This window comes from Zoogloea sp., assembly GCF_023150065.1.
GTDB lineage: Bacteria > Pseudomonadota > Gammaproteobacteria > Burkholderiales > Rhodocyclaceae > Zoogloea.
This window is the reverse complement of sequence record NZ_JAKLLN010000033.1, coordinates 1-25,844: the sequence shown is the minus strand read 5'-3', so window position 1 is coordinate 25,844 and position 25,844 is coordinate 1. Positions and strand designations below refer to the sequence as shown.

Annotated in this window: 22 protein-coding genes and 1 pseudogene; 15 read left to right on the top strand and 8 right to left on the bottom strand. The window is 68.1% G+C overall.

What is annotated here, in order from left to right; all coding sequences use genetic code 11:
* Window positions 1–7: 7 nt before the first annotated feature.
* The 3 genes from bfr to baeS form a co-directional block, all read right to left on the bottom strand.
* A complete protein-coding gene (gene bfr, locus L6Q67_RS22295; RefSeq protein ID WP_296575217.1) occupies window positions 8–496 on the bottom strand; it encodes a bacterioferritin in 489 nt (162 codons plus the stop codon).
* A 136-nt stretch (window positions 497–632) separates the two neighbouring features.
* Window positions 633–1,322, bottom strand: a complete 690-nt coding sequence (baeR, locus tag L6Q67_RS22290; RefSeq protein ID WP_296575214.1) for a two-component system response regulator BaeR — start codon at window positions 1,320–1,322, stop codon at window positions 633–635.
* Window positions 1,323–1,325: 3 nt separating this feature from the next.
* The gene (gene baeS / locus L6Q67_RS22285) at window positions 1,326–2,771 is read right to left on the bottom strand and encodes a sensor histidine kinase efflux regulator BaeS (protein WP_296575211.1); all 1,446 of its coding nucleotides are present in this window, start codon (window positions 2,769–2,771) and stop codon (window positions 1,326–1,328) included.
* A gap of 181 nt (window positions 2,772–2,952) precedes the next feature.
* Here baeS and L6Q67_RS22280 point away from each other — a divergent pair, with 181 nt between their 5' ends.
* From L6Q67_RS22280 to L6Q67_RS22265, 4 genes are all read left to right on the top strand, one after another.
* A complete protein-coding gene (locus L6Q67_RS22280; RefSeq protein ID WP_296575208.1) occupies window positions 2,953–4,149 on the top strand; it encodes an efflux RND transporter periplasmic adaptor subunit in 1,197 nt (398 codons plus the stop codon).
* Window positions 4,150–4,151: 2 nt separating this feature from the next.
* The gene (locus tag L6Q67_RS22275; protein WP_296575203.1) at window positions 4,152–7,271 is read left to right on the top strand and encodes an efflux RND transporter permease subunit; all 3,120 of its coding nucleotides are present in this window, start codon (window positions 4,152–4,154) and stop codon (window positions 7,269–7,271) included.
* Window positions 7,271–8,698, top strand: coding sequence for an efflux transporter outer membrane subunit (locus tag L6Q67_RS22270; protein WP_296575200.1), 1,428 nt, complete (start codon window positions 7,271–7,273; stop codon window positions 8,696–8,698). Before L6Q67_RS22275 ends, L6Q67_RS22270 begins: the two co-directional genes overlap by 1 nt.
* Before the next feature lie 78 nt (window positions 8,699–8,776).
* Window positions 8,777–10,087 (top strand): ferric reductase-like transmembrane domain-containing protein, encoded by a 1,311-nt coding sequence (locus tag L6Q67_RS22265; protein ID WP_296575196.1) that lies wholly within the window; start codon window positions 8,777–8,779, stop codon window positions 10,085–10,087.
* Window positions 10,088–10,156: 69 nt separating this feature from the next.
* Here the strand turns inward: L6Q67_RS22265 and L6Q67_RS22260 are convergent, their stop codons facing one another.
* From L6Q67_RS22260 to L6Q67_RS22245, 4 genes are all read right to left on the bottom strand, one after another.
* A complete protein-coding gene (locus L6Q67_RS22260) occupies window positions 10,157–11,533 on the bottom strand; it encodes a porin (RefSeq protein WP_296575193.1) in 1,377 nt (458 codons plus the stop codon).
* A 76-nt stretch (window positions 11,534–11,609) separates the two neighbouring features.
* Complete coding sequence (locus L6Q67_RS22255) at window positions 11,610–12,383, bottom strand: enoyl-CoA hydratase (RefSeq protein ID WP_296575190.1); 774 nt, start codon at window positions 12,381–12,383, stop codon at window positions 11,610–11,612.
* A gap of 10 nt (window positions 12,384–12,393) precedes the next feature.
* Entirely contained in the window at window positions 12,394–14,022 is a 1,629-nt protein-coding gene (aliA, locus tag L6Q67_RS22250) for a cyclohexanecarboxylate-CoA ligase (protein ID WP_296575188.1), read from the bottom strand.
* 17 nt (window positions 14,023–14,039) lie between these two features.
* Entirely contained in the window at window positions 14,040–15,308 is a 1,269-nt protein-coding gene (locus L6Q67_RS22245; protein ID WP_296575184.1) for an ABC transporter substrate-binding protein, read from the bottom strand.
* 301 nt (window positions 15,309–15,609) lie between these two features.
* Between L6Q67_RS22245 and aliB the strand changes: the two genes are divergently transcribed.
* Window positions 15,610–16,758: a cyclohexanecarboxyl-CoA dehydrogenase gene (gene aliB, locus L6Q67_RS22240; RefSeq protein WP_296575179.1), complete on the top strand. Its 1,149-nt coding sequence runs from the start codon at window positions 15,610–15,612 to the stop codon at window positions 16,756–16,758.
* A 6-nt stretch (window positions 16,759–16,764) separates the two neighbouring features.
* Here the strand turns inward: aliB and L6Q67_RS22235 are convergent, their stop codons facing one another.
* The gene (locus tag L6Q67_RS22235) at window positions 16,765–17,235 is read right to left on the bottom strand and encodes a MarR family winged helix-turn-helix transcriptional regulator (protein ID WP_296575176.1); all 471 of its coding nucleotides are present in this window, start codon (window positions 17,233–17,235) and stop codon (window positions 16,765–16,767) included.
* A gap of 114 nt (window positions 17,236–17,349) precedes the next feature.
* Between L6Q67_RS22235 and badH the strand changes: the two genes are divergently transcribed.
* From badH to L6Q67_RS22185, 10 genes and pseudogenes are all read left to right on the top strand, one after another.
* Window positions 17,350–18,117 (top strand): 2-hydroxycyclohexanecarboxyl-CoA dehydrogenase, encoded by a 768-nt coding sequence (badH, locus tag L6Q67_RS22230; protein ID WP_296575174.1) that lies wholly within the window; start codon window positions 17,350–17,352, stop codon window positions 18,115–18,117.
* A gap of 41 nt (window positions 18,118–18,158) precedes the next feature.
* Entirely contained in the window at window positions 18,159–18,941 is a 783-nt protein-coding gene (gene badI, locus L6Q67_RS22225; RefSeq protein ID WP_296575172.1) for a 2-ketocyclohexanecarboxyl-CoA hydrolase, read from the top strand.
* A gap of 60 nt (window positions 18,942–19,001) precedes the next feature.
* Window positions 19,002–20,153 carry an acyl-CoA dehydrogenase family protein gene (locus L6Q67_RS22220; protein ID WP_296575170.1) on the top strand — a complete coding sequence of 384 codons (1,152 nt, stop codon included), beginning with the start codon at window positions 19,002–19,004 and terminating at the stop codon, window positions 20,151–20,153.
* Window positions 20,154–20,181: 28 nt separating this feature from the next.
* Window positions 20,182–21,357, top strand: a complete 1,176-nt coding sequence (locus L6Q67_RS22215) for an acyl-CoA dehydrogenase (RefSeq protein ID WP_296575168.1) — start codon at window positions 20,182–20,184, stop codon at window positions 21,355–21,357.
* Between the two features lie 28 nt (window positions 21,358–21,385).
* A complete protein-coding gene (locus tag L6Q67_RS22210) occupies window positions 21,386–22,189 on the top strand; it encodes an ABC transporter ATP-binding protein (protein WP_296575166.1) in 804 nt (267 codons plus the stop codon).
* A gap of 1 nt (window position 22,190) precedes the next feature.
* The gene (locus tag L6Q67_RS22205) at window positions 22,191–22,937 is read left to right on the top strand and encodes an ABC transporter ATP-binding protein (protein ID WP_296575164.1); all 747 of its coding nucleotides are present in this window, start codon (window positions 22,191–22,193) and stop codon (window positions 22,935–22,937) included.
* A 178-nt stretch (window positions 22,938–23,115) separates the two neighbouring features.
* Entirely contained in the window at window positions 23,116–24,003 is an 888-nt protein-coding gene (locus L6Q67_RS22200) for a branched-chain amino acid ABC transporter permease (protein WP_296575161.1), read from the top strand.
* Complete coding sequence (locus tag L6Q67_RS22195) at window positions 24,000–24,944, top strand: branched-chain amino acid ABC transporter permease (protein ID WP_296575158.1); 945 nt, start codon at window positions 24,000–24,002, stop codon at window positions 24,942–24,944. The genes L6Q67_RS22200 and L6Q67_RS22195 overlap by 4 nt, the downstream gene beginning before the upstream one ends.
* Entirely contained in the window at window positions 24,941–25,678 is a 738-nt protein-coding gene (locus tag L6Q67_RS22190; RefSeq protein WP_296575154.1) for a nitroreductase, read from the top strand. Before L6Q67_RS22195 ends, L6Q67_RS22190 begins: the two co-directional genes overlap by 4 nt.
* 28 nt (window positions 25,679–25,706) lie before the next feature.
* A pseudogene (locus L6Q67_RS22185) lies at window positions 25,707–25,844 on the top strand (electron transfer flavoprotein subunit beta/FixA family protein); the annotation flags it as partial.

Here is a 25,844-nt window from a genome sequence, read left to right as displayed (position 1 = left end):
GTCCTCCTCAAGCCTGGGGGGTGCCGGAGCCCATCTGGCTCTGCAGGTAGTTGGGCAGGCCGATCGCCTCGATCAGGCGCAGCTGCTTTTCCAGGTAGTAGGCGTGGTCCATCTCGGTGTCTTCCAGCTGGACCAGCAGCATGTCGCGGCTCACGTAGTCGCCGGCCTTTTCACAGGCAGCGATGGCCTTCTTGAGCTCACCGACCACGTGATACTCGAGGGCCAGGTCGGACTTGAGCATGGACTCGACGCCGTCACCAATGTGCAGGGCATTGCGCTTGTCCATGACCGCCACGCCTTCCAGGAACTGGATGCGCTGGATCAGCGCGCGGGCATGCTGACGCTCGTGCTCGGATTCGTGCAGGGCCTTCTCGGCCAGACGGCCGTAACCCATGTCGGAATACATCTCGCCGTGGATGAGGTACTGATCCACGGCCGTCAACTCCCCTGCCAGCAGGGTGTTGAGGATGCCAATGATCTTCTTGTCGCCTTTCATGGGACTTCTCCAGTTGGTTCAGACTTCAAGGCTGGCATCACTTTCGGCCGGGATCAAGGTCTGGGCTGTCGATTGTGAGTGACTCTCAACTGCGATTGCGCGGTGCACAAGCCTCAATGCCCTGTCCGCCCCGGGCTCAGCCCCCCTCGAAGCGGTAGCCCACCCCGTAGATCGAGCGGATCAGCGGCGCTTCCGGGGCGATCTGCTCGAGCTTGCGGCGCAGGTTCTTGATGTGGCTGTCCACGGTGCGGTCGGTGACCACCCGGTGGTCGTCATACAGGCCATCGAGCAGCTGCTCCCGGGAGAACACCCGCCCCGGCGCCGCCGAGAGGGTGCGCAGCAACCGGAACTCCACGGGCGTGAGATCCAGCTCGACCCCATGGAAGCTGGCCTGCCAGCGGGTCTCGTCGATGTGCAGGGCGGCAGGCTCGACAAGCTCGACAGACGCGGTATGCCGGTTACGCCGCAGCACTGCCTTGCAGCGGGCCACCACCTCCCGGGGGCTGTAGGGTTTGCAGATGTAGTCGTCTGCCCCCAGCTCGAGGCCCAGCAGGCGGTCGATCTCTTCGACGCGGGCGGTCATCATGATCACCGGCAGCTCGCTGAAGCTGCGCAACTCCCGGCAGATGTCCAGGCCGTCGCGGCCCGGCAGCATCAGGTCGAGGAGCACCAGATCGGGCGCCCGGGCGCGAATGGCCGGGATCACCTCCAGGCCGTTGGCGATCCAGGCGATCTCGTGGCCGGCAGCCTTCAGGTAGTCGCCCAGCAGGGCCGCGAGCTTGGGTTCGTCCTCGACGATGAGGATGAAGGCGGAGACGGCATCCATGGGTCAGTCCTCCAGGGCCGGAAAGCGCAGGGCCACCCACACCCCGCCCAGGGGTGAGGAGTGCGCGGAGATCGTGCCGTCGTGGGCCTCGACGATGCTGCGGCAGATGGCCAGGCCCAGGCCCGAGCCCCCGGTGGCCCGGTTGCGCGAGGCCTCGCCCCGGAAGAAGCGCTCGAAGAGCCTGGGCAGCAGGGTGTCGGGCACGCCGGGGGCCGAGTCGAGGAAGTCGATGCACAGCGCGTCGTCCTCGCGCCGGGTGACGATCTTCAGGCTGCCGCCCGGGTCGGTGTAGCGCAGGGTGTTCTCCACCAGGTTGCGGAAGAGCTGCGCCAGGCGCGCTTCGTCCGCGGCCATGCGCAGCCCGGGTGTCAGCTCGAACTGCAGCGCCAGCCCGGCCCCCGCCAGGCGGTCGCGGTAGGCCCCGACGGTGCGCTCCAGCACCTCGGCCACGGCCACTGGCTGCTTGCGGTACACCAGCGCCCCGACGTCGGCCAGGGCCAGTTCGTTGAGGTCGTTCACCAGTCGGGTCAGGGTCATCACCTCGGCCTTGAGGGACTGCAGCGCCTCGGCGTCGAGGCGGCGCACCCCGTCCTCCATGGCCTCCAGCTCGCCGCGCAGCACCGCCAGGGGCGTGCGCAGCTCGTGGGACACGTCGGCCATGAAATCCCGGCGCATGCGCTCGTTGGCTTCGAGGGTGCGGGCCAGGCTGTTGAAATCCCGGGCCAGCTGCCCCACCTCGTCGCGGGAGCTGGGCGCCACCCGCTCGGCGTAATCACCGGCCGCCAGCCGGTGGGTGGCCGCCGCCACCTGCTTGATGGGCGCCACCAGGGTCCGGGCGATCCACAGGGACACGGCCACCGCGACCAGGGCGGCGATGCCCCCGACCAGCAGGGTGGCGTAGAGTTGTTCGTCGTAGAAGCGCTGGGCGCCGGTGTTGCTCACGCTCTGAAAGGGCCCCATCACCAGCCAGCCCACGGTCCGCCCGTCCACCACCACGGGGCGGCGGACGGCATCCAGGTCGTCGGTGACCCGCGGGTTGCCCATCACGAAGCGCTGCTCGGCGTCCACCAGGCTGATGCGAAACACCGCGCCGGTCAGATCCGATTCGGGCGGCGGCTCCAGCGCCATGCCCTTCGCGCCCTCACGCCCTCCGTCACGGGGGCCCTTGTCGTCCCGCCAGTTGCCGGGCTCCTCGTCGCCCATGCGCGGGCGGGTGAGATGGAACCAGACCCGGCGGTTGTTGCGCAGGAAATCCCAGCTGCCCTCCCGGGCATAGGCGTGGACGAACTTGGGCAGCACGTCGTCCACCCGCTGCACGGCCAGCTCGTCCACATAGCCCACAAACCCGCGGGTGAAGCTCCAGCGCCCGGCCACGCCCATGGCCAGCAGCACGGCGAGCGCCACCAGCAGGACGGCGAGGAAGGCTTTGGTGGTGATGCCGAGTTTCATGGCGGGCGGGAGATCGGAAGGGCCGGGGCTGCCATTAAGCCTCCGTCCCGGGCGAAGGGCAACGGGCGGCGGCGCATCTCCACAATCTCTCCAATTTCCCTGCACATTTGCTTTTGACAATGGCGGCATGCGAGACCGGCACCACGAGGCCGGCCCAGGAATTCCCCGAAAGGAAACCCCCATGCTCCCCCGCTCCCTCCCCCGACTGCCGGCCATCACCGCCCCCCTCGGTGCCGTCATGGCCGCCCTCATCGCCGGCTGCAGTTCGTCGGCAGCCCCGCCCGCCCCCGGCGGCCCCGCCGAAGTCGGCGTGGTCACCCTCGAGGCCCGCCCCGTCACCCTGAGCGCCGAGTTGCCCGGCCGCACCGTGTCCACGGTGGTGGCCGAGGTCCGCCCCCAGGTGGGCGGCATCCTGCGTGAGCGGCTGTTTACCGAGGGCGCCGACGTGAAGGCCGGCCAGCTGCTCTACCGCATCGACCCGGCCCCCTACCAGGCCGCCGTGGACAGCGCCCGGGCCACCCTGGCCAAGGCCCGCGCCAACGTGGACAGCCTGCGCCCCAAGGCCGCCCGCTACACCGAGCTGGCCGAGATCAAGGCCGTGGCCCAGCAGGACACCGACGACGCCCTGGCCGCCCTGCGCCAGGCCGAGGCCGAGGTGGACGCCGCCCGCGCCGCCCTGGACAGCGCCACCATCAACCTGGCCTACACCCGTGTCACCGCCCCGGTGGCGGGGCGCATCGGCAAGTCGGCCGTCACCCCCGGCGCCCTGGTCACCGCCGGCCAGGCCACCGCCCTGGCCACCGTGCAGCAGGTGGACCCGATCTACGTGGACCTCACCCAGTCCAGCGCCGACGCCCTGCGCCTGCGCCGCGCCTTCGAGGCCGGGCAGCTCCGCCAGGCCGGGCGCAACCAGGCCGCCGTGTCCCTGATCCTGGAGGACGGCAGCCGCTACGGCCACGAGGGCCGCCTGCAATTCACCGACATCACGGTGAACGAGGGCACCGGCACGGTGGCCCTGCGCGCCGTATTCCCCAACCCACGGGGCGAGCTGCTGCCCGGCATGTATGTGCGGGCCGCCCTGCAGGAGGGCGTCGCCGAGCAGGCCGTGCTGGTGCCCCAGCGCGGCGTGTCGCGCAACGTCAAGGGCGAGGCCACGGCCCTGGTGGTGGGCGCCGACAACAGCGTGGAGCAGCGGGTGCTGCGGGTCAGCCGCCCCATCGGTGACAGCTGGCTGGTGGAAGCCGGCCTGGCCGCCGGTGAGCGGGTCATCGTCGAAGGCAGCCAGAAGGTCCGCCCCAAGGCGGTGGTCAAGCCCGTGGCGGTGGACAGCAAGGTGGCCGCCCGCCCGGCCGCTGCCAGCCCGGCACCGGGAGTCTGAGCATGGCCCGCTTCTTCATCGACCGCCCCATCTTCGCCTGGGTCATCGCCATCGTGGTGATGCTCGCCGGCGCCCTCTCCATCGGCCGCCTGTCCCTGGAGCAATACCCCAACATCGCGCCGCCCAAGATCACCATCTCGGCCAACTACACCGGCGCCTCGGCCGAGACCATCGAGAACTCGGTGGTGCAGATCATCGAGCAGCAGATGAAGGGCCTCGACCACCTGAGCTACATGTCCTCCAGCAGCAGCTCGGCGGGCAGCGCCCAGATCACCCTGACCTTCGAGGCCGGCACCGACCCCGACGTGGCCCAGGTGCAGGTGCAGAACAAGCTCAAGCAGGCCGAATCGCGCCTGCCGCAGATCGTGCAGAACCTGGGCGTGTCCGTGGCCAAGACCGGCACCGACTTCCTGATGATCGTGTCCCTGGTGTCGGACAACCCGGGCACCACCGCCATCGACATCGGCGACTACATCGCCACCAGCCTGCTCGACCCGGTGAGCCGCGTCGAGGGCGTGGGCGACGTGCAGGCCCTGGGCAGCGGCTACGCCATGCGCATCTGGCTCGACCCGGCCCGGTTGCAGCAGTACGCCCTGATGCCGGCCGACGTGAAGGCCGCCATCCAGGCCCAGAACACCGAGGTCACCGCCGGCCAGATCGGCGGCCTGCCGGCCCGCGGCGGCCAGCAGATCAACGCCACCATCACCGCCCGCAGCAAGCTGCAGACCCCGGCCCAGTTCGGCGCCATCGTCCTCAAGAGCAGCGCCGACGGCGCCACCGTGCAGCTGCGCGACGTGGCCCGCATCGAGCTGGGCGGCGAGAACTACGACGTCAGCGTGCAGTACAACGGCAAGCCCTCGGCGGCCCTGGGCATCAAGCTGGCCGCCGGCGCCAACGCCCTGCAGACCGCCGAGCGGGTGCAGGCCCGGCTCGACGAGCTGTCGCGCTTCTTCCCCGCCGAGATGCAGCTCAAGCCGGTGGTGGCCTACGACACCACGCCCTTCGTGCGCATCTCCATCGAGGAGGTGGTGAAGACCCTGATCGAGGCCATCGTGCTGGTGGTGCTGATCATGTACCTCTTCCTGCAGAACCTGCGCGCCACGCTCATTCCGGCCATCGCCGTGCCGGTGGTGCTGCTGGGCACCTTTGGCGTGCTGGCGGCCTTCGGCTACTCCATCAACACCCTCACCCTGTTCGGCATGGTGCTGGCCATCGGCCTGCTGGTGGATGACGCCATCGTGGTGGTGGAGAACGTCGAGCGCATCATGAGCGAGGAGGGCCTGTCGCCCCGGGAGGCCACCCGCAAGTCCATGGGCGAAATCACCGGCGCCCTGGTGGGCATCGCCCTGGTACTGTCGGCGGTGTTCGTGCCCATGGCCTTCTTCGGCGGCTCCACCGGCGTCATCTACCGCCAGTTCTCCATCACCATCGTGGCCGCCATGCTGCTGTCGGTGCTGGTGGCCCTGACCCTCACCCCGGCCCTGTGCGCCACCCTGCTCAAGCCGGGGCATGTCCATCAGCGCGGCTTCTTTGCCTGGTTCAACCGCAGCTTCGACCGCCACAGCCTGCGCTACCAGGGCGGCGTAGCCGGGCTGCTGCGCCGGGGCGGGCGTGCCGGCCTGGTGTATGTGCTGCTGGTGGGGCTGCTGTCGGTGCTCTTCCTGCGCCTGCCCACGTCCTTTTTGCCCGAGGAGGACCAGGGCTTCGTGATGGCCATGGTCAACCTGCCGGCCGGGGCCACCAAGGAGCGCACCACCGCCGCGGTGAACGCCCTTGAGCAGTACATGCTGCAGCAGCCTGAGGTGGCCGGCCTGGTCACCATCAACGGCATGGGCAACGGCGGCAGCGCCCAGAACGCGGGCCGCGCCTTCATCAAACTCAAGGACTGGAGCGAGCGCGAGGACGCCGCCAGCTCGGCCGCGGCCTTTGCCCGCCGCGCCACCCGAGACCTGTCGGCGGTGCGCGACGCCCAGATCTTCGTGATGCAACCCCCGGCCATCCGCGGCCTGGGCAGCAGCAGCGGCTTCGACCTGGAACTGCAGGACCTGGGCGGCATCGGCCACGACCGGCTGGTGGCGGCCCGCGACCAGCTGCTGGCCCTCGCCGCCAAGGACCCGGCCCTCACCAAGGTGCGCAAGAACGGCCTCGACGACACGCCGCGCTTCCACATCGCCATCGACGACCGCAAGGCCGGCGCCTTCGGCCTCTCCATGGCCAACATCAACGACACCCTGTCCACCGCCAGCGGCGGCACCTACGTCAATGACTTCATCGACAAGGGCCGGGTCAAGCGGGTGTATCTGCAGGGCGACGCCCCGGCCCGGGCCATGGGCGAGGATCTGGCCAGCTGGTACGTGCGCAACGGCGACGGCGGCATGGTGCCCTTCTCGGCCTTCTCGTCCACCCGCTGGACCATGGGCTCGCCCCAGCTGGAGCGCTACAACGGCATGTCGGCCTTCGAGATCGTCGGCGAGCCGGCGGCGGGCGTCAGCTCCGGCACCGCCATGAACGCGGTCGAGGCCCTCATCGCCCAACTGCCGGAGGGCATCGGCTTCGAATGGACCGGCCAGTCCTTCCAGGAGCGCCTGTCCGGCGCCCAGGCGCCGCTGCTCTACGCCATCTCGGTGCTGGTGGTGTTCCTGTGCCTGGCGGCCCTGTACGAAAGCTGGTCGGTGCCCTTCTCGGTGATGCTGGTGGTGCCCCTGGGCGTGCTGGGCGCGGTGCTCGCCACCAGCCTGCGCGGCCTGTCCAACGACGTGTATTTCCAGGTCGGCCTGCTCACTACCGTGGGCCTGTCGGCCAAGAACGCCATCCTGATCGTCGAGTTTGCCAAGCAGCTGCAGGAAGAAGGCGCCAGCCTCATCGACGCCACCCTGCAGGCCGTGCGCCTGCGCCTGCGCCCCATCCTGATGACTTCCCTGGCCTTCGCCCTGGGGGTGCTGCCCCTGGCCATCAGCACCGGGGCCGGCTCGGCGAGTCGTGTCGCCATCGGCACCGGCGTGCTCGGCGGCATGATCACCGCCACCGTGCTCGGCCTGTTCTTCATTCCCCTGGCCTTCGTGGCGGTGCGCCGGCTGTTCTCGCGCCCCGCCCCCCTGCCGGCCCCCCAAGGAGCCCGATGATGACCCCGCACACCCTTCGCCGCGGCCTGCTGCTGGCCGGCCTGCTGGGCAGCCTGGGCGGCTGCGCCACCCTCGCCCCCGACTACACCCGCCCGGCCGCGCCAGTGGAAGCCCGCTGGGCTGACGCCGCCCCGGACACCAACACCGGCACCGACGTGGCCACCCTGGGCTGGCGCGAGTTCTTCGTGGATGAGGGCCTGCGCCAGCTCATCGACCTGGCCCTCGCCAACAACCGCGACCTGCGCCAGACCGCCCTGGCCATCGACAAGACCCGCGCCCAGTACCGCGTCCAGCGCGCCGAGCTGTTTCCGGCGGTGAGCGCCAGCGCCGGCACCACCGCCCGGCGCACACCGGGCGAGCTGTCGGGCAGCGGGCAGGCCGTCACCAGCCGCAGCCACAGCGTGGACCTGGGCGTGAGCGGCTGGGAGATCGACCTCTTCGGCCGCCTGCAAAGCCTGCGCGACCAGGCCCTGGAGACCTACCTGGCCAGCGAGGACACCCTGCGCAGCACGCGCATCAGCCTGGTGGCCGAGGTGGCCGCCGCCTACCTCACCCTGTCAGCCGACAGCGCTCAGCTCGACATCGCCCGGGAGACCCTGGCCAGCCAGCAGCACAGCCTGGCGCTGACCCGCAAGCGCGTCGAGCTGGGTGTGGGTAGCGAGCTGGAGCTGCGCCAGATCGAGACCAGCGTGGAAACCGCCCGCCGGGACGTGGCCACCTACACCGCCCAGGTGGCCGTGGACCGCAACGCCCTGGTGCTGCTGGCCGGCGCCCCGGTGCCCGACCACCTGCTGCCCCCCGCCGGCCTCGACAGCGTGACCGCCCTGCGCCCCCTGCCCGCCGGCCTGCCCTCCACGGTGCTCCAGGCACGCCCCGACGTGCTCGCCAGCGAGCGCGCCCTGCGCGCCGCCAACGCCAGCATCGGCGCCGCCCGGGCCGCCTTCTTTCCGCGCATCAGCCTCACCGCCACCGCCGGCAGCGCCAGCACCAGCCTGGGTGGGCTGTTTGCCGCCGGCACCGGCGCCTGGACCTTCATCCCCCAGGTCAGCCTGCCCCTCTTCGACGGCGGCGCCAACCGGGCCAACCTGCAGGTGGCCGAAGCCGACCGGGACATCGCCCTGGCCCGCTACGAGCAGACGATCCAGGGCGCCTTCCGAGAGGTGGCCGACGCCCTGGCCCAGCGCGCCACCGTAGACACCCGCCTCGACGCCCAGCAGAAGCTGGTGGACGCCACCGCCGCCAGCTACCGGCTGTCGGAGGCGCGCTACCTGAAGGGCGTGGACAGCTACCTGAGCACCCTGGACGCCCAGCGCAGCCTGTACGCCGCCCGGCAGAACCTGGTCAGCCTCAGGCTCGCCGCCGCCAGCAACAGCGTCACCCTCTACAAGGTGCTGGGCGGCGGCGCCCTCAGCCCCACCAGCCCCTGATCTGCCCCTGATCTGCCCCTCATCTACCCCTCATCTACCCCTCACCTGCCCCCATCGCTTCTCTCCGGAATGCCCACCATGAAACGCCCCCTCGTCCTCCTCGCCGGCCTGCCCTTTCTGGTGTGGGCCGTCTTTGCCCTGCCCGACGTGCTGGCCAGCGCCAGAAACGCCTGGGACTGGCGCCGCGCCCTGATCCTGCTGTCCGGCACCCTTGCCCTGTGGTGGATGAGCGCGGGCATGCTGCTGGCCGCACGCCCCGCCGGGCTGGAGCGGCGCTTCGGCGGGCTCGACCGCCTGTATCGCCTGCACAAGGACATCGGCATCGGCGCCGGGCTCATCGTGTTCACCCACTGGATGCTCGAATGGCTGCCCAAGAACCTGGCCAAGGCCGGCTTCATCGAACGCCCTGTCCGGGGCCCACGTCCGCCCAGGGGGCCGGCCGACCAGTGGGTGGATCTGGCCAAGGATGTGGGTGAATGGGCCGGCTACATCCTGCTGGCGCTGGTGGTGATTGCCCTGGTCAAGCGCATCCCCTACCGCTACTTCCGCTGGGTGCACAAGCTCTTTCCCCTGGTCTTCATCGCCGGCGCCTACCACGGCCTGATGCTGCTGCCGGCCAGCTTCTGGCAGCAGCCCCTGGGCTGGCTGACGGCCGGTATGGCCACCCTGGGTGTGGTGCCGGCGGCCTTGTCGCTGCGCGGCCGCATTGGCGCCGGGCGCCGGATGGAGGCGGTCATCGAGACCATCGAATCCCACGCCGACGGCGTGCTCGCCCTGCACTGCCGGCCGGTCGGTGACTGGCCCGGCCACCGGGCCGGCCAGCACCTGCTCGCCGACTTCGGCCACGCGGGCGAAGGCGCCCACCCCTTCACCCTGGCCAGCGCCTGGAACCCCGCCGACGGCCGCCTGAGCCTCGCCATCAAGGCCCTGGGCGACTACACCCGCAGCCTGCCCGGGCGGCTCGCCCCCGGTCAGCGCATCCGCCTGGAAGGCCCCTACGGCGGCTTCACCTTCGACGGCGCCAGCCCCGGCCCCCAGGTGTGGGTGGCCGGCGGCATCGGCATCACCCCTTTCCTGGCCCGCCTGGAAGAGCTGGCCGCCCGGGGTGGCAGCCCGAAACCGGTGGACTTCTTCTACTGCACGGCCCGGCGTGACCCCGGCTACACGGCCAGCCTGCCCGCCCTGTGCCAGGCCGCCGGCATCCGCCTGCACCGCATCCACAGCGACGACGACGGCCCCCTCACCCCCGCCGCCGTCAAGGCCCGCCTCCGCCCCGGCGCCAGCGTGTGGTTCTGCGGCCCCGCCGCATGGGGCGACACCCTGGCCCGGGCGCTGGCGGCGGGGGCCGAGGTGCCGGCATTTCACCGGGAGCTGTTCGAGTTCCGATGAAGACGTATCCGTCGCAGAACGATATGCCCGGTGGCCTGCACAAGGTCACACCGGGGCGTATGGCTGGACTCAGCGGAGCATGTCGGCACTGAACGCGTGGGAGAGACCCACGGCAAAGGCATTGGCCGAGCCGTTACCACCGAGGGTCTGGGCGGCCTGGTTGTCCCCGCGGGAGCTGGCATGATCGAACAGCGCGTACAGCTTGGTGTTCTTGTAGAGCTGCCAGGTAGCGGCAAGGCCCAGTGTATCTACCCGCGGCTTGTTGCCACTGGCAATGTCATAGCGCTTCACATAGTAGGCGGCGGTCACATCCACCCTGGGGCTGACAGCGTAGGTTGCACCGATGCCCTTCACTGACGCATCGGCAGCGGTGTACGAGACATTCGTGTTGGTGGCGTCCTTGAGGGTCACGGCAGGCAACGCGGTGTGGCCCATGGCGGCGCGGACACTGAGCGGACCAAAACGGTAGCCCACTCCCAGGTTGTGCAGGCGGTACTTCACATCGTGATTGCTCACCACATCCATGGGGTTCCACTCGGTATAGGAAGCCCCCAGGCTCAAATTGCCGTAATCATAGCTGGCGCCCACGGCTGCTTTCGTACCCTGGGTATCTCCGCCAGCAACCCCGCCCGGGCTGTAACCGGCGATGATGCGGACGCCCAACATGCTCGGACTCGTGTACTTGATCATCGCGTTATCACGGGAGTCCAGGTTGCCCGATATCCCGGCGCTGTAACGTCCCGGGGCAGTATTCAGCAGCCCTTGACCATAGATCGCGTTCCCGAGGTTGTAGGCACCATACACCGAGGACATGAAGAAGTTGATGTAGTTGGAGGGCTCGACCTTGACCACTGCATCCACCGCCACCGTCTGCTGGCGCCCCAGATTGACCGCGCCATAGCGACCGGAAAGACCGACGTAGGCAGCGCGATTGAACAGCACGCTGCTGCCGTTGGCACCGTTGTAACTCGACGGACCGATCTGTCCGCTCACCGGCAGCATGTTGGCACCGGACGAGGTCAGGAACTCGGTATCCACCTTGAACAGCGCGGTGAGGCCGTCGGCAATGTCGGTCGAGCCGGTCACGGCGAGGTTGGTGGGCGCCATGCCGCCGTTGAAGAACTTGGTGGTGCCGCCCTGCAGCGCTGCCGATGAAGTGGCGACGTTGCCCTGGTGGCCGATGGCAGCGTCGAGATTGCCCGAGACGGTGAGCTTGAAGTTGCCCGGGCCGCTGCTGGCCTGGGTGGGGGCCGGCGCAGCGGCGGCGGCCTTCTGTTCGGCTTTCTGCTCGGCCATCTGGCGTTGCAGGCTTTCGAGCTGGCGGGCGAGGGCTTCGATCTGCGCCTGCAGCTCCTTTTCGCCGGCCAGGGCGGGGCTGGCGGCAAAGGCGGCGGCGACGGCAAGCGCGAGCAAGCGCGCACGATGGGCGTGAGGGTGACGTGACATGGTTGTCTCCTGTTTATTGTGTGTGGTTTGCCCGCGGCAGGCGGCGGGCGGGAGGTGAGTCGGCCTGCCTGGGGGCTCAGCGGTCCTCGAAGCGGGCCTCGCGCTTTTCGGTGAAGGCCGCCATGCCTTCCTTCTGGTCGTGCAGCGCGAAGCTCGCGTGCAGGGTCCGGCGCTCGAACAGCAGGCCTTCGCCCAGCGGGCTTTCGAAGGCGCGATTGACGGACTCCTTGAGCATCATCAGCACCGGCAGCGAATGCCCGGCGATCTCCCGTGCGGCGGCGAGCGCCTCATCCAGAAGGCTGTCGGCCGGAACGACGTGGGACACGAGGCCGCAGCGCTCGGCCTCGGCGGCGTCCATCATGCGACCGCGCAGCACCAGATCCATCGCCTTGGCCTTGCCGACGGCCCGCGGCAGGCGCTGGGTGCCGCCGGCGCCGGGCAAGGTGCCGATCTTCACCTCGGGCAGGGCGAAGCGGGCAGTGTCGGCCGCGAAAACGATGTCGCACATCATCGCCACCTCGCAGCCGCCGCCCAGGGCCACGCCCGAGACGGCGGCGATCACCGGCTTGCGGAAGGTCTTCAGGCGTTCCCAGTTGCGGGTGATGAAGTTGCCCTTGTAGGCGTCCATGAAGTCCATCTGGCGGATGGCGACGATGTCGGCGCCGGCCGCGAAGGCCTTGGCCGAGCCGGTGAGGACGACGCAGCGGATGTGTTCGTCGGCCTCGAAGGCGTCGAGCGCGGCGGCCAGGGCGTCCATCACCGCGTCGTTGAGGGCGTTGTAGACCTCCGGCCGGTTGAAGCGGATCAGGCCGACGCGGTCGTGGGTTTCGATGAGGATGGGCGGGTTCATCGGGCGGCCCTCACTCGACGTCGCCGAACGACTTGGCGATGGCCCGCAGCTTGAACTTCTGCAGCTTGCCGCTGGGCGTGCGGGGCAGGTCCTCGACGATCTCGAGGCGCTCGGGCCAGTACTGCTTGGCCACCTGGCGGCCTTCGAGGTAGCCGACCATCTCCTGGAAGTCGAAGCGCGCCCCGGACTTGAGGGACACGAAGGCGCACACCCGCTCGCCCAGGCGCCGGTCGGGGTAGCCGACGATGGCCACCACGGCGATGGCCGGGTGCTGGTAGAGCAGGTTCTCGATTTCGACCACGGGGATGTTCTCGCCGCCGCGGATCACCACGTCCTTGGTGCGGCCGGTGATGCGGATGTAGCCCTCGGCGTCGATGGTGGCCACGTCGCCGGTATCGAACCAGCCGTCGGCCGAGGTGGCGTTGAGCTGCGGACGCTTGAGGTAGCCGCCGAAGAGCGAGGCCCCGCGCACCAGCAGCGAGCCGCTCTCGCCGGCGGGCAGGCTGTTGCCGTTGGCGTCCACCACCTTCAGCTCCATGCCGGGCAGCGGGCGGCCGTCGGAGACGCCGGATTTGTCCATCGCCCGAGCAGGCTCGGTGACGGTGACGGCGCCGTTCTCGGTCATCCCCCAGGCCGAGCACAGGCGCATGCCCAGGATGCTGGCGGCGCGCTCGATGAGCACCGGCGGAATCGGCGCGCCGGCGCAGCAGAACTTGTTGAAGCGCGGCGTGGTGGGCTCGCCGGCCTCGACGGCGTTGCACAGGTCGGCCACGAAGGGCGTCGAGGCCATGCTGAAGGTGACGCCCTCGGCGCAGGCGATCTGCAGCGCCCGGCGGGCTTCCCAGATGTCCTGCAGCACGGTGGTGGCGTTGAGGATCAACGGCAGCATGGCCAGGTAGGCGTAGCCGGTGAGGTGGGCCATCGGCGAGGCGCCGAGGATCACATCGTCGTGCCCCAGCTCCATCGCCGCGATGTAGGCGTGGAGGTTGGAGAAAAGGGTATTGGAGGTGTGCATCACCCCCTTCGGCTCGCCGGTGGTGCCGGAGGTGTACATCAGCAGCAGCACGTCATCGGGGCCGAGGCCGGGGCCGTCGAGGAGCGGGGTGTCATCGCGCAGCAGGGCGGCCTCGAAGCCGCTTTCGCCCTCGCCGCCGAGCACCACCAACTGACGCAGGTGAGGCAGGCCGCCGAGCATTCCGCGGGCCATGGCTTCGTAGTCGAAACCGCGAAACACCTTGGGCACCACGAAGACCTTGCTCTCGCCAAAGTTGAGCATGAAGTTGAGTTCGTGCTGGCGGAAGATCGGCATCACCGGGTTGGCCACCGCGCCGATGCGCACGCAGGCCAGCGACAGGGCGATGAACTCCCAGCAGTTGGGCAGCTGGAAGGTGACCACGTCGCTGCGCCCGACGCCCAGGCTCACCAGCCCGCGGGCGATGCGGTCCACGCGGGCGTCGAGTTCGCGGTAGCTCAGGCGCACCGGGGCGTCTTCGCCGGCGGCGTAGCTCACCACGGCGGTCTTGTCGGGGCACAGCTGCAGCGCGCGGTGCAGGGGGTGTTCGATGGTCTCGTCGCGCCAGAAGCCTGCAGCCTTCATCGGCGCCATTCGCGGGGCGAGCAGGATGGGATCGAATTTCATGGTTTCTCTCCGGCTCGTCACGAAGCCGCGCGCGGGGCGACGAGCTTGCACTTGGATTCGCCGAGAGGCAGGGCGGCGTCGGCAGCCGGGATCACGCCGCGCACGTGGTAGTAGTCCCACGGCTCGGTGGATTCGCCGGGCTTCTTCACTTCCAGCAGCAGCATGTCGTGGGCGAACTTGCCGTCGGCGCGGATGCGGCCCTTGAACAGGCCATCGTCGATGTCGGCCGACTTGAGCTGCGTCATCACCATGGCGGCGTCATCGGTGCCGGTCTTCTCGACGGCCCTCAGGTAGTTGAGCACCGACGAGTACACGCCGGCGTGAGCCATGCTGGGCATCTTCTTGGCGCGCTCGAAGAAGCGCCGCGACCAGGCGCGGGTCTTGGCGTCACGGTTCCAGTAGAAGCCTTCGGTGAGGGTCAGGCCCTGAGCGGTCTTGAGGCCCAGCGCATGCACGTCATTGATGAACAGAACGATAGGCACGAGGCTCTGACGTGACCCCGTAATGCCGAATTCGGCCGCCTGCTTGATGGCGGTGATGGTGTCCTGGCCGCCGTTGGCGAGCGCGATCACGTCAGCCTTGGAAGCCTGGGCGCTGAGCAGGAAGGATGAGAAATCGGCGTTGGGAAAGGGATGCTTGGCCACCCCCACCACCTTGCCGCCACCCGCAGTGACGACCTGGCTGGCGTCCTTCGTCATGGCGGCACCGGCGGCATAGTCTGCTGAGATGAAATACCAGTTTTTCTTGCCCTCCTTCATCACCGCCTTGGCGGTCCCGGAGGCGAGTCCGTAACTGTCGTACACCCAATGCACTGTGTTGGCGTTACAGCGCTCGTTCGTGATGGCCAGGGACGCCGATCCCGACACCAGGGCGAGCCGGTTCTTCTGCTGGGCGACATCCATCACGGCCAAGGCCACATTGGTGGTCACCAGTTCGACGATGGTGTCCACCTTGTCCCGGTCAAACCAGTTCCGGGCGCGCTCGGCACCGATGTCTGCCTTGTTCTGGTGATCGGCGCTGACGATCTCGATCTTCCTGCCGGCCACCTGGCCATTGCGGGCGAAATCCTCCACCGCCATCTGGGCGGCGATCACCGCACCGCCGCCGGTGAAGTCGGAGTACGCACCGGACATGTCGGTGAGCACCCCGATCTTCACCACGTCGTCGCTGATCTTCTGCTGGGCCACGGCGGGCCCGGCGGCCAGCAGGGCGCTCGCAATCGCTGCGCCCAGCCAGTGTCGGGTGGGCCGCGCGGCAACGCCTGCGCGCTTGTTTCTGTTCTGCATGTCTCGCTCCTCTTGTGTCGTTTAGGCCTCGGTGCGCGTGCTTCCACGCCGCAGCGAAACGTATCGGCCCGAGAAATATAAGTCAACATATTTACGTTTAATGACCTTGACGGCAAAAGATTGTTTTGTGCTTCGCACCATTTAATTTTAAAAAATTGCTTTTAAACAATTAATTAAACAATGTTCTATCGCACATCAGTTTTCGATAGAAAAATTCAACCGCTTAAATGTGTAAATATATTGACAGATTGAAGCGGCGATTTCTAAAATTCGCCGCACTTCCCAACCGAAAGGACCGACGATGGATTTCAGCCTGACCGACGAGCAGAAAGCACTCGTCGAATCCGCCAGCCGCTTTGCCCGGAATCGTCTTGCCCCGGATTACCGGGCCCGTGAGAAGGCCGAGCGCGTGGAGCGCGAACTGGTGATCGAGATGGCCGAGCTGGGCTTTCTCGGCCCGGAGTTGCCGGAGCAGTTCGGCGGCCTGGGAGTGGATTGTGTGACCAGTGGGCTGCTCCTGGAGCAGATCGCCTACGGGGACTTCAACGTGTCCTACGTCAATCTGCTCACGTCTCTGTGCGGCCAGATCGTCTCGAACTACGCCCAGCCCGAGATCGCCCGGGAGTGGATGGACGAGGTGATCACCGGCCGCAAGCTGATCGCCATCGCCCTTACCGAGCCTTCGGCCGGCTCGGACGCGGCGCGTCTCAAGCTGAAGGCGGTGCGCGACGGCAAGGATTTCATCCTCTCCGGTGAGAAGACCTCGATCTCGATGGCCACCCAGGCCGACGTGGCGGTGGTGTTTGCCCGCACCGGGCTGGATTCGGACGGCGCGCGGGGCATCAGCGCCTTCCTGGTGCCGATGGATCTGCCGGGCATCACCCGTACCACCTTCGACGACATCGGCACGCGGCCGGTGGGGCGCGGCTCGATCTTCTTCGACGGGGTGCGCGTGCCGGCCGAGATGATGCTCGGCGACGAAGGGCAGGGTTTCGTTCAGGTGATGCAGGGCTTCGACTACAGCCGCGCGCTGATCGGCCTGCAGTGCATGGGCGTGGCCCGGGCGAGCCTGGACGAGGCGTGGCGTTACGCCCAGGAACGCGAGGCCTTCGGCAAGCCGATCGCCGATTTCCAGGGAGTGAGCTTTCCCCTGGCCGAGGCCGAGACGATGTACGAGGCCTGCCGCAACCTGTGCCTGAAAACCCTATGGCTGAAGGACAAGCACCTGCCCCACACCGCCGAGGCGGCCATGTGCAAGTGGTGGGGCCCCAAGCTGGCCTGCGAAATCATCCACCAATGCCTGCTCACCCACGGCCATGGCGGCTACGGCAGCGACTACCACTTCGGGCAGCGCTATCGGGACGTGCTGGGCCTGCAGATCGGGGACGGCACCGCAAACATCATGAAGATGATCATCGCCCGCCAGAAGGTGGCCCAGTACCGGATCTGAACCGCCCTACAGCTGCGACATGTTGCGCTGCAGGAGGTTGATGTAGTGGATGAAGGCCAGCCTGTCGTCGAAGGAAAAGCCCTTGAGGGCTTCGTCGTAGAAGTTGTGGATCGGGTCGGCCAGGGATTGCCACAGGGCCACGCCCTTTTCGCTCAGGCGCACCTTGCGCTCGCGCCGGTCCTCTTCGCTGGTGGCGCGTTCGACAAGGCCGTCCCGCTCGAGGCGGTTGAGCAGGCCGGTGAGGTTCTGACGGCTCACCAGCAGGTAGCGCGACAGCTCATTGACGCTCATCCCGCCTTCAGCCTGGGGGCGAGACAGGGCGCCGAGCACCGACCACTGCTGGGTGGTCACGCCGAAGTCGTCGAGGGCCTGGGTGCCCTTGGTGTGCAGCGTGTTGGCCGCCTGGAAGAGCCGGAAGAAAAGGCGGTTGTTGATCTCGATGGAGGCAAGGCTCTTCTCGTTGGTCAGGTCGGTCATCGCAGCAGTCGGTAGGGCGGGTGAAGCCGCATTGAAGCGCAAAGCAAGACGAAAACGCAACGGGTGGCAGAGTTTCAAGCAGCCCGGCGCCCATTTACATAAAAGGAGAACAGCATGCGAGGCATCAAAGGAAAAGTGACCATCGTGACCGGCGGCGCCGGTGGCATCGGCGCGGCGATCTGCCGGCGTTTCGCCGAGGCCGGGGCGATCGTCGCGGTCTTCGACATCAACCTGGAAGCCGCTAACGCGGTGGTGGCCGAGATCCGCGAGAAGGGCGGCAGCGCGGCCGCCTTCCAGGTGGACCTGACCAGCCAGGAGTCGGTGCAGGCCGCAGTAGCCGCCGCCGAAACCCAGCTCGGCCCCACCTACATCCTGGTGAACAACGCCGGCTGGGATCACGCCGCGCCCTTCCTCAAGACCGACAAGCCCCTGTGGGACAAGATCGTCGCGGTCAATCTGTACGGCCCGCTCTACATGCACCAGGCGGTGCTCAAGGGCATGGCCGAGCGGGGTGCCGGCAAGGTGGTGAATGTGGCCTCCGACGCAGCCCGCGTGGGCTCGTCCGGCGAGGCGGTGTACGCCTTCTGCAAGGGCGGCCTGCTGTCCTTCTCCAAAACCATGGCCCGGGAGCTGGCCCGCAAGCAGATCAACGTGAACGTGGTCTGCCCCGGCCCCACCGACACCGCACTGTTCCGCGACTTTGCCGGCGAGGGCGAGCAGGGCGAGAAGCTCAAGGGCGCGCTCACCAAGGCCATCCCCTTCGGCCGCCTCGGCCAGCCCGACGACCTGCCCGGCGCCGTGCTGTTCCTGTCGAGCGAGGAAGCCTCGTTCATCACCGGCCAGGTCATCAGCGTTTCCGGCGGCCTGACGATGGCCGGCTGAGCCGGCCCCGCTACCCACAAACACCCTCAGGAGGACACCCCATGGAATACCGCGAAATCCTTTACACCAAGGTCGATGGCGTCGCCACCGTCACCATCAACCGGCCCAAGCAGTTCAACGCCTTCACCGCCAACACCTGCGAAGAGATGATCCACGCCCTGAAGGACGCGGACTACGACCGCAGCGTGGGCGTGGTGGTGCTCACCGGCGCCGGCGAGAAAGCCTTCTGCACCGGCGGCGACCAGGGCACCCAGGACGGCGGCTACGGCGGCCGCGGCACCATCGGCCTGCCCATCGAGGAAGTGCAGAGCGCCATCCGCGACATCTCCAAGCCGGTCATCGCCCGGGTCAATGGCTACGCCATCGGCGGCGGCAATGTGCTGGTCACCATCTGCGACCTGGCCATCGCCTCCGACAACGCCCAGCTCGGCCAGGCCGGGCCCCGCGTCGGCTCGGTCGATCCGGGTTTCGGCACCGCGCTGCTGGCGCGCGTGGTGGGCGAGAAGAAGGCCCGCGAGATCTGGTACCTGTGCCGCCGCTACACCGCCCAGCAGGCGCTGGAGATGGGCCTCGTCAATGCCGTCGTGCCCCAGGCCGAGCTGGACGCCGAGGTGAAGAAGTGGTGCGACGAGATCCTCGAGAAGAGCCCCACCGCGCTGGCCCTGGCCAAGAAGTCCTTCAACGTGGATACCGAGATGATCCGCGGCATGGGCGGGCTGGCGATGCACGCCCTCAAGCTCTACTACGAAACCCCGGAATCGGCCGAAGGCGGTAATGCCTTCCGCGAGAAGCGCAAGCCCGAGTTCCGCAAGCACGTGAAGTAAAGCGCCCCCGCCGGCCCCGTGCGGGGCCGGTTGCACCCGTCCGACCGAGGAAAGCCCGCCATGATCAGAGATCAGGAAACCCTCAACCTGCTGCTCGACACGATCTCGCGCTTCGTGCGCGAACGCCTGGTTCCCGCCGAGCCCATCGTTTCCGAGACCGACCATATCCCCGACGAGATCGTCGCCGGGATGAAGGAGCTTGGCCTCTTTGGCCTGTCCCTGCCCGAAGAGCACGGCGGCATGGGGCTGACGATGGAGGAGGAGGTGCTCGCCACCTTCGAGATCGGCCACGCTTCGCCATGCTTCCGCTCGCTGTTTGCCACCAACAACGGCATCGGCGGCCAGGGCATCGTGATCGACGGCACCCCCGAGCAGAAGGCCCGCTACCTGCCGCGCCTCGCCACTGGTGAGCTCATCGGCTCCTTCGCCCTCACCGAGCCCGACAGCGGCTCCGACGCCGCCAGCCTGCGCACCACCGCAATCCGCGACGGTGACCACTACGTGCTCAACGGCACCAAGCGCTACATCACCAACGCGCCGGAGGCCGGCATCTTCACCGTGATGGCGCGCACCGACCCGGCCAACAAGGGCGCCGACGGCATCTCCGCCTTCATCGTCGAGCGCGGCACGCCCGGTCTTTCCCTCGGCCTGCCCGACAAGAAGATGGGCCACCGCGGCGCCCACACCTGCGACGTGATCTTCGAGGGCTGCCGTGTGCCCGTCGCCAACCTCATCGGCGGCAAGGAAGGCGTCGGCTTCAAGACCGCCATGAAGGTGCTCGACAAGGGCCGCATCGCCATCGCCGCCATCTCGGTGGGCGTGGCCGAACGCATGCTCGACGACGCCCTGCGCTACGCCTGCGAGCGCAAGCAGTTCGGCAAGCCCATTGCCGAGTTCCAGCTAGTGCAGGCCATGCTGGCCGACAGCAAGGCCGAGCTCTACGCCGCCCGCTGCATGGTGATCGACGCCGCCCGGCGCCGCGACACCGGCCTCGACGTGGGCACCGAAGCCTCGTGCGCCAAGCTCTTCGCCTCCGAAATGTGCGGCCGCGTGGCCGACCGCGCGGTGCAGATCTTCGGCGGCGCCGGCTATCTCTCTGAGTACGGCATCGAGCGCTTCTACCGCGACGTGCGCCTGTTCCGCCTCTTCGAGGGCACCACCCAGATCCAGCAGCTGGTGATCGCCCGAAACATGATCCGCGCAGCCACCTGACCCCAACATTCAAAACAAGGACGACGCCATGACCCACTTTCAATGGGACGACCCCCTTCTCCTCGACCAGCAACTCACCGACGAGGAGCGGATGATCCGCGACAGCGCCCACGCCTACTGCCAGGAGCGCCTCGCCCCCCGCGTGCTGGAGGCCTTCCGCAACGAACATACCGACCTCGCCATCTTCCGCGAGATGGGCGAGCTGGGCCTGCTCGGCCCGACCATCCCCGAGCAATACGGCGGCGCCGGCCTCAACTACGTGAGCTACGGCCTAATCGCCCGCGAGGTGGAGCGCGTCGATTCGGGCTATCGCTCAATGATGAGCGTGCAGAGCTCGCTGGTGATGGTCCCGATCAACGAGTTCGGCAACGAAGCCACCAAGCAGAAGTACCTGCCCAAGCTAGCCAGCGGCGAATGGATCGGCTGTTTCGGCCTCACCGAACCCAACCACGGCTCCGACCCCGGCAGCATGATCACCCGCGCCCGCAAGGTGGATGGCGGCTACAGCATCTCGGGCAGCAAGATGTGGATCACCAACAGCCCGGTGGCGGATGTGTTCGTGGTGTGGGCCAAGGACGACGAAGGCAAGATCCGCGGCTTCGTGCTCGAGAAGGGCTGGAAAGGCCTGTCCGCCCCGGCCATCCACGGCAAGGTCGGGCTGCGCGCCTCGATCACCGGTGAGATCGTGATGGACGAGGTGTTCTGCCCCGAGGAAAACGCCTTTCCCGACGTGCGTGGCCTGAAGGGGCCCTTCACCTGCCTCAACTCCGCCCGCTACGGCATCGCCTGGGGCGCGCTGGGGGCGGCGGAAGACTGCTGGCACCGCGCCCGCCAGTACGTGTTGGATCGCAAGCAGTTCGGCCGGCCGCTGGCCGCCAACCAGCTCATCCAGAAAAAGCTCGCCGACATGCAGACCGAGATCACCCTCGGCCTCCAGGGCTGCCTGCGTCTCGGCCGGATGAAGGACGAGCACATCGCCGCGGTGGAGATCACCTCGATCATGAAGCGCAACTCCTGCGGCAAGTCGCTGGAGATCGCCCGCCTGGCCCGCGACATGATGGGCGGCAACGGCATTTCCGACGAGTTCGGTGTGGCGCGTCATCTGGTGAATCTCGAGGTGGTGAACACCTACGAGGGCACCCACGACATCCACGCACTGATCCTCGGCCGCGCCCAGACCGGCATCGCCGCGTTCGGCAACTGAGCCCGCCCACCCCGACGGAGCCCGCCGAATGACCGGACCGACCGCCAACCCCGCCGCCCCCGACGCGGAAATCGTTCTCGAGACGAAGGGTCTCGTGAAGGAGTTCCGTGGCTTCGTGGCCGTCAATGGCGTGGATCTGCAGATCCGCAAGGGACACATCCACGCCCTCATCGGCCCCAATGGCGCCGGCAAGACCACCTGCTTCAACCTGCTCACCAAGTTCCTCGAACCGACCCGCGGCCGCATCCGCTTCAAGGGTGAGGACATCACCCGCAGCAGCCCCCAGCAGATCGCCCGGCAGGGGCTGGTCCGGTCGTTCCAGATCTCGGCGGTGTTTCCGCACCTCTCGGTGCTGGAAAACGTGCGCATCCCGCTGCAGCGCCGGCTCGGCACCAGCTTTCATTTCTGGAAGAGCTGCCGCAGCCTCGACCGCCTCAACGACAAGGCGATGGAGATCCTCGCCCTCGTCGGCCTCGACGGCTTTGCCCGGATGGTCGCCGTCGAGCTTCCCTACGGCCGCAAGCGGGCGCTGGAGATCGCCACCACCCTGGCGCTGGAACCCGAGCTGATGCTCCTCGACGAACCCACCCAGGGCATGGGCCACGAGGACGTGGACCGCGTGATGCAGCTCATCAAGGCGGTGTCGGCCGGTCGCACGGTACTGATGGTCGAGCACAACATGAAGGTTGTCTCCGGCATCTGCGACGCCATCACCGTACTCGCCCGGGGCGCTGTGCTGGCCCAGGGCGACTACGCCAGCGTGTCGCGCAACCCGGCGGTGATCGAGGCCTACATGGGCACCGAAGCCGCCCAGGCCGCGGGAGGGCACTGAGATGAACCCGCCCCTGTTCAACCCCGTCGCCGCGCCCGACGCCCACGCCACCGAATACCTGCGCGTCTCCAGCCTGCACGCCTTCTATGGCGAATCCCACGTGCTGCACGGCATGGATTTCAGCGTGCGGCGCGGCGAATGCGTGGCGCTGCTGGGCCGCAACGGCTCCGGCCGCACCACCACCCTGCGCGCCATCATGGGCCTCACCGGCAAGCGCACCGGCTCGATCATGATCAACGGCCGCGAGGCGGTCGATCTGCCGCCCCACAAGATCGCCCAGCTCGGCGTGGGCTACTGCCCCGAGGAGCGCGGCATCTACGCCGGCCTGAGCTGCGAGGAGAACCTGCTGCTCCCGCCCCTGGTGGGCAGCAGCGGCATGGGCATCGACGAGCTGTATGCGATGTTTCCCAACCTCGCCGAACGGCGCCACAGCCCGGGTACCCGGATGTCCGGCGGCGAGCAGCAGATGCTGGCGATGGCCCGCATCCTGCGCACCGGCGCACGGCTCCTGCTGCTCGACGAAATTTCCGAAGGGCTCGCCCCGGTGATCGTCCAGCGACTGGCCGAGGTGATCGCCACCCTCAAGGCGCGCGGTTTCACGATCCTGCTGGTGGAGCAGAACTTCCGCTTCGCCGCGCCCCTGGCCGACCGCCTGTTCGTCGTCGAGCACGGGCAAGTAGTGGCTGAGATCGCGCAACACGAGCTCCAGGAAAAGCGGGCCTTCCTGCAAGAGGCACTGGGCGTATGAAGGCGGTTCTCCTCCCTCGCCGCCTGCGCCCGCCTCGGCCTGCATTCTCCACTCGGCCCCCGTTGGCCGTCGGGCAGGGCGTCGGCCCCGCTGCCGTGTTCATCCGGGTCTGCGCTGACCACCCGCCCGGATGGCAGTGGCAGCCGGCGTCCTGCCATCTTTTTCGGAGTCTCCGCCCATGAACGAAATCTTCGGCGTGCCTTTGCCGGCACTCCTTGGCCAGCTCACCCTCGGGCTGGTCAATGGCTCCTTCTACGCCATGCTGAGCCTGGGCCTCGCGGTCATCTTCGGCATGCTGCACATCATCAATTTCTCCCACGGCGCCTGCTACATGATGGGCGCGATGTTCACCTGGATGGCCCTGGAATACCTTGGCCTCGGCTACTGGTGGGCCTTGCTGCTGGTGCCGCTGGGGGTGGCGGTGGTCGGCATCGTGCTCGAACGTCTGCTGCTGCGTCGGTTGTACCGCTTCGACTACCTCTACGCGCTGCTCCTCACCTTTGGCCTGGCGCTGATGATCGAGGGCGGCTTCCGCCAGGTCTTCGGCGTGGCCGGCCAGCCGTATGCGATCCCCGAGGCCCTGGGCGGCGCCTTCGACCTGGGCTTCATGATGCTGCCGCGCTACCGGGCGTGGGTCATCGCGGTGTCGCTCACGGTGTGCCTCTTCACATGGTTCGTGATCGAGAAGACCCGCCTCGGCGCCTACCTGCGCGCCGCCACCGAGAACCCGCGCCTCACCCAGGCCTTCGGCATCAACGTGCCGCTGATGGTGATGCTCACCTACGGCTTCGGCGTGGGGCTGGCCGGGCTGGCGGGGGTGCTCGCCGCCCCCACCGCCCAGGTGGGGCCGCTGATGGGCAGCAACCTGATCATCGTGGTCTTTGCGGTGGTGGTGATCGGCGGCATGGGTTCGATCCTCGGCTCGGTGCTCACCGGGCTGGGGCTGGGCGTGGTCGAGGGGCTCACCAAGGTCTTCTACCCCGAGGCCAGCGCCGTCGTCGTTTTCGTGATCATGGCCGTCGTCCTGTGGTTCCGGCCGGCCGGGCTGTTCGGAAAGGAAGCATGATGAATCCACAACGTTTTCCGCTGGGCTATCTCGCGCTGCTGGCGCTGCTGCTCATCGCGCCGGCGCTGGTGTATCCGGTGCTCATCATGAAGGTCCTGTGCTTCGCGGTGTTTGCCTGCGCCTTCAATCTGCTGCTGGGCTACACGGGCCTGCTGTCCTTCGGACACGCGGCCTTCCTCGGCGGGGCGGCCTACCTCACCGCCCACGCGCTCAAGGTGTGGGCGTTGCCCACCCTGGCCGGGCTGGCCCTCGGCACCCTGGGCGCCGCTGCGCTGGGCTGGGTGATGGGCAGCCTCGCCATCCGCCGGCAGGGCATCTACTTTGCGATGAGCACGCTGGCGCTGGCCCAGCTGGTGTTCTTCCTGCTTCTGAAGAGCGAGTTCACCGGCGGCGAGGACGGCCTGCAGGGCGTGCCGCGCGGGAGCGTGCTGGGCTTCGACCTGTCGTCCGACACCCACCTGTATTACCTGGTGCTGGCCGTGGCGGCGGGGGCGTTCTGGCTGATCCACCGCACCATCCACTCGCCCTTCGGGCAGATCCTCAAGGCCATCCGCGAGAACGAGGCACGGGCGGTGTCGCTGGGCTACGACGTGGATCGCTACAAGCTGCTGGCCTTCGTGCTGTCGGCGGCGGTGAGCGGGCTGGCCGGCGCCCTCAAGACGCTGGTGTTCAGCTTTGCGACCCTCTCCGACGCCCACTGGCACACCTCCGGCGAGGTGGTGCTGATGACGCTGCTCGGCGGTGTCGGCACGGTGTTCGGCCCGGTTGCCGGCGCGGCGGTGATCGTCACCTTGCAGAACGAGCTCGCCGACAAGGTGGGTTCGCTGGTCACGGTCATCATGGGCTTCATCTTCGCCGCCTGCGTGCTGGCCTTCCGCCGCGGGCTGGTGGGCGAGGCCATCGCCCTGTTTCGCCGCATGATCGGGGAGAAGGTGCAATGAGTACGCCGAATCTGCCGACCGACGCGGGCAGGGGCGGGCCCGATGCCACCGCCGCCTTCGACGCCCTGGTCCATGCCCGCAAGTCCACCCGCGCCTTCCTGCCGACGCCGGTGCCCCGGGCGGTGGTCGAGGACATCCTGCGCCTCGCCGCCCGCGCCCCGTCGGGCAACAACATCCAGCCCTGGCGCGTGCATGTGGCGAGCGGCGCGGTGCTGGGCCGGCTGGTGGATGAAGTGTGCACCGCCTTCGACGTGGCCGACGGCAGCCATGTGCCCGAATACGCCTATTACCCGACCGCGTTCTTCGAGCCCTACCTGTCGCGCCGGCGCCGCATCGGCAGCGACCTGTACGGCGCCCTCGGCATCGCCAAGGGCGACAAGGCACGGATGCACGCCCAGATGCGCCGCAACTTCACCTTCTTCGGCGCGCCGGTGGCGCTGGTCGTCACCATCGACCGGCGCCTCGCCCAGGGCAGCTGGCTCGACTGCGGCATGTTCATCCAGAACCTGCTCCTTGCTGCCACCGCCCATGACCTTGCCACCTGCGCCCAGGCGGCGTGGATCGACTACCACCGCATTGTCGGTCGGCTGCTCGATTTCGACGCCCAGGAGCAGCTGGTGTGCGCCGTCGCCCTGGGCCATGCCGACCCGGCCGCCCCCGAGAACGCCCTCGAAACCGTGCGCGCGCCCGTGGGCGAATTCGTCCGCTTCCACGCCGATCCCGGCCACGACTGAACCCCCAGCCAGACAAGGAGAACACCCCATGAAGATCCTTATCCCCGTGAAGCGGGTCATCGATTACAACGTCAAGGTCCGCGTCAAGGCCGACCAGAGCGGCGTCGAGCTGGCCAACGTGAAGATGGCCATGAACCCCTTTGACGAAATCGCCGTCGAGGAGGCC